Origin of the sequence: Microcystis sp. LE19-84.1B (assembly GCF_027531875.1) — a bacterium.
Classification (GTDB): domain Bacteria; phylum Cyanobacteriota; class Cyanobacteriia; order Cyanobacteriales; family Microcystaceae; genus Microcystis; species Microcystis panniformis.
This window is the reverse complement of sequence record NZ_JAPZSR010000323.1, coordinates 1-3,816: the sequence shown is the minus strand read 5'-3', so window position 1 is coordinate 3,816 and position 3,816 is coordinate 1. Positions and strand designations below refer to the sequence as shown.

Below are 3,816 nucleotides of genomic sequence, written 5' to 3'. Positions count from 1 at the left end.
TGGCTTGGGAACAAGCTTTATCAATTTATTCATAATAAATATTGGCAGAGGATTAAATATTAGTTATTGTGACTAACTCTTTTGATTAGAAAAAGATAAACTTGAGAATCTTCGGTCAAATTTATTGACTCAAAATCAGCTGTAATTAATTTAAATGAAACAGCCCTACCTTATCAAGGGGGGATTAAGGGGGGATCGGCACCCCCCTTATCAAGGGGGGATTAAGGGGGGATCGGCACTCCCCTTATCAAGGGGGGATTAAGGGGGGATCGGCACCCCCCTTATCAAGGGTAGGGTTGATTCATGAATCAACCCTACTATCAAGGAGGGATTAAGGGGGGATCAAAGGAACGGTGATTCCCGATAACATGAGTGATTGACTTTCCTGCTTTCATCCCCAAATAGTTGTGCTAGAATGGCGAAAAATTCCCCCCATTGATAATTATGTTAGCCGAATTAGCCGCCGCCGAAATCGCTAAAATCGCCTTTGAAGCTGTTATCGGTAAATTAACGGAAGGAGCAATGGATAAAGGTGTATAATTGTGGCAAAAAATTAAGCAAAAGTTACAAAAGGAACTCGCCGCCGCTCAGGTTTTAGCGGCAGCAGAACAAACCAAATCCGAGGCGATGATTGAACAGCAAGTGGTTCCTTTTTTACAGGTAGAAATGCTCAAAGACCCCAATTTTCCCCAAGAAATCCAAACCCTAGCACAACAAATTAAACAAGTTATCAACAGCAGTAGGTTGGGTTGAGCAATAATAACTCTTGTCTGTCAAATATTAGCGACGCTTGAGCGAAACCCAACCACACCAATGTCGTCAATAATGTTGGGTTTCGCTCAAATCATTGAATCGAGCAGGTTTCCCCTAAGTATTAAATCGCTCAACCAAACCTACAAGATTCTATCTGATAACTGATAACTGATAACTGATAACTGATTAAGATTTCACTCCCAGATTAAAGAAAATCGTTCCCCGACGCACAGAATTTTCACTGCCTTGGCTGCTAATAGTAAGAGAACGCAGATTATTAAATAAAGGCTTAATCGATAATTCTAACACCCGCACGATCGGGAATTTCGACTCAATAACTGGTTGCAATTGTCGCCAATCGACGTAAAAATAACCATCATTTTCTGCGGGTAAAGCAGTAATTGCCTGTCGAAACTTACCACTACCTAAAATGGGGTTTTTCTGTGCAGATAAAGCTAAACCCATCGCTTCCACAGAACTAGCGATAATTTCATAATTATCGACCCTAGTATGCACCCCCGTCACGAGCGTCTCTAGTTGCGCTTTTCCCTCTGGGACCGCCGTGGTTAACTTTGTCCAAGCTGTCACCGATCGATCGAGTAAAGGCAGATTAACCACATTATAGCGGCGACTGCGGGCCAACTCATCCAAATGCTCGATCGCACTGTCCACCTCTACTCCCATCACCCGTTCCCCTACAAAAACACTATCGGGTTCCATCCCCTTTGAATTAGGCACGAGAGCGAGACTATATTCGCCTCTAACCCAGCTAAAAACGTCTTCAGGCAAATTTAAACCTAAAGGCGACTGGAAGCGGTTTAAGACCTGTGTTATTAATTCCTGTAGGGGACTATCCGCTTCTAACCCCTCCTCTACCTGAGTCCAAAAACGATTTAAATCGCGACTAGCGGCGACTAAAAGGCTATTTTCGCTGATAAAAGATAATGCTCCCACGGGACTAGATAAAATTGGTGCTTGGTCATCCTGTCCTAAAACCCCAATTAAGGCGGTTTGAGCGACTATTCCCCCGGATTTGAGCGTAAAAGCCGTGGCTAATCGTTGTTTTGCTTCGGGACTCTCCGGGACGGGTTGATTAGCTATCCAAGCCGATAACGGGGGTAAATTGCCGTAAACTATAGCTATACGCGGTTCAGTGATATTTTTGAGGGCTTCTCGGTAATCGGGGCTATTTTTTAGGTTTAAATCTGGTACTTGCACGTTATTAAGTGCCTCGCGCAAAACCTTGATATTATTGGCAAAAAGCACCGTATCACCCACCACGGCACTAGCGAGAAAACGATTATTATCTCCCGCAGTCAAGGGACGTTGATAGATTAGGTTAACTCCCTTGTAGGGTTCAAAAACCAGGTCAAATTTGCCCGAAACCGCCTGTTTTGAGTAGGAAGCTTGCAGAAACTCCTTAGCGCGTTCGCCATCTTTACTTTGAATTGCCAAAAGATAACCCGGTTGGATACCATTATCGGTATCGCGATCGAAATCTAGGGAAGTAACAGCGAGGGTGATTTCTTCCCCTAACCAGGGTTTGATTTCCTTTTGATAATTCAATCCCGTTTTACCGAGCAGACTTTTTTCTAAATCCTTAATTTCTTGGTGGGAACGTCGTCGATTAGCCGGTGTAGCGATTAATTGACCAAAAGACTCCAAACGTTCGGGATTGACCAGCAAGGATACCATAACCGGGGCCTGTTTCGGCACAAAAATCGCCGCCGCCGGTTCCCGCAGCACCCCACCTTTGAGCAAAGACAGAGGACTATCGGCGAGAATCCAAGCAAAACTGGCTGTAGCGACTCCTAGGAGAATGATTACCGTCGCACCTAAAATATAGAAAAACGATCGCAATTTCACAACCTTGCCCCGAGATGAACCATTAGCTATTTTAAGCCAGCAATTGACCCAAGAATTTCGATCGCTACAATTCTTACCAGACTGATAACCGATAACTCGCCACCGATAACTAACTTTTACCAGCCTTTTTCCGCTTGAGCGAGGACATAATTAGCTACAGCTTCGATATCTTCAGCGCTGAGACGACTACCGAAAGCCGGCATCGCACCCATACCTTTGGTAACTTGGGTAACGATAGCTTCAACGGAATCTTTGCCGTATTTAGCTAAATCTTCTTTTTTCAGGGTTTTAGCGGCATTAACCACGTTTTTACCGCCCATGTGACAGGAAGCGCAGTTAGCACTGAAAATCGAAGCCCCATCAGCTAAAGCGGGACGAGCCATACCGAAAGTAACCACAGCCAAGAGCAAGCACAGGGAAATTAATAATCTTTTCACGATTGGTTCTCCTCTATTTCTTCAGAAATTCCCCAACCATGGTCAGAAAAAAACGGTTTTCTTGTCAAAAGACAAGCTGTCAAACTTGGTGTAGAATCAATTCATGGGACAGTTAAAAGCAAACTTTTACTTTTTTGTCAAAAGACAGGCTGTCAAACTTGTCATCTCCCCTCGTGTAAAGGATTAACAAGCATGAAAAAATTAGGTTTATTGGTCGCTACCGTGGTGCTAGTCGTCTCTAGCTTCTTCTTCAACACTGCCTCCGCTGCTGCGGAAACCTTCACGGTGAAGATGGGCGGTGATGCAGGCACACTACAATTTGATCCCCCCACCCTGACTATTAAAGCAGGAGATACGGTGAAATGGGTCAATAACAAACTTTCTCCCCATAACATCGTTTTCGATAGTGCCAAAGTTCCCGAAGCCCAAGCCAGCAAATTATCCCATAAAGGTCTGGCTTTTTCCGCCGGGGAGTCCTTTGAAAGCACTTTCAGCGAACCGGGTACTTACAGCTACTACTGCGAACCCCATCGCGGCGCCGGTATGGTCGGAACGATTACCGTTCAGTAATGATCCGATTTTAAGCAAAAATAACTCGCGGTTAACTGCCGCGGGTTGTTTTTTTGGGGAAGTGGGGAAGTGGGGAAGTGGGGAAGTGGGGAAGTGGGGAAGTGGGGAAGTGGGGAAGTGGGGAAGTGGGGAAGTGGGGAAGTGGGGAAGTGGGGAAGTGGGGAAGTGGGGAAGTGGGGAAGTGGGGAAG

3 protein-coding genes and 1 pseudogene are annotated in these 3,816 nt (G+C 45.2%); 2 read left to right on the top strand and 2 right to left on the bottom strand.

Features of this window, described 5'->3' with window-relative positions; translation table 11 throughout:
• Nucleotides 1–444: 444 nt before the first annotated feature.
• Nucleotides 445–738: pseudogene (locus tag O9324_RS18310) on the top strand (hypothetical protein); the annotation flags it as partial.
• Nucleotides 739–939: 201 nt separating this feature from the next.
• Here the strand turns inward: O9324_RS18310 and O9324_RS18305 are convergent.
• Together O9324_RS18305 and petJ are read right to left on the bottom strand one after the other, a co-directional pair.
• Nucleotides 940–2,619, bottom strand: coding sequence for a DUF3352 domain-containing protein (locus O9324_RS18305; protein ID WP_288140935.1), 1,680 nt, complete (start codon nucleotides 2,617–2,619; stop codon nucleotides 940–942).
• Nucleotides 2,620–2,735: 116 nt separating this feature from the next.
• Nucleotides 2,736–3,056 carry a cytochrome c6 PetJ gene (gene petJ, locus O9324_RS18300; protein WP_353851728.1) on the bottom strand — a complete coding sequence of 107 codons (321 nt, stop codon included), beginning with the start codon at nucleotides 3,054–3,056 and terminating at the stop codon, nucleotides 2,736–2,738.
• A 192-nt stretch (nucleotides 3,057–3,248) separates the two neighbouring features.
• Here petJ and petE point away from each other — a divergent pair, with 192 nt between their 5' ends.
• The gene (gene petE, locus O9324_RS18295) at nucleotides 3,249–3,626 is read left to right on the top strand and encodes a plastocyanin (RefSeq protein WP_288140934.1); all 378 of its coding nucleotides are present in this window, start codon (nucleotides 3,249–3,251) and stop codon (nucleotides 3,624–3,626) included.
• Nucleotides 3,627–3,816: the final 190 nt, after the last annotated feature.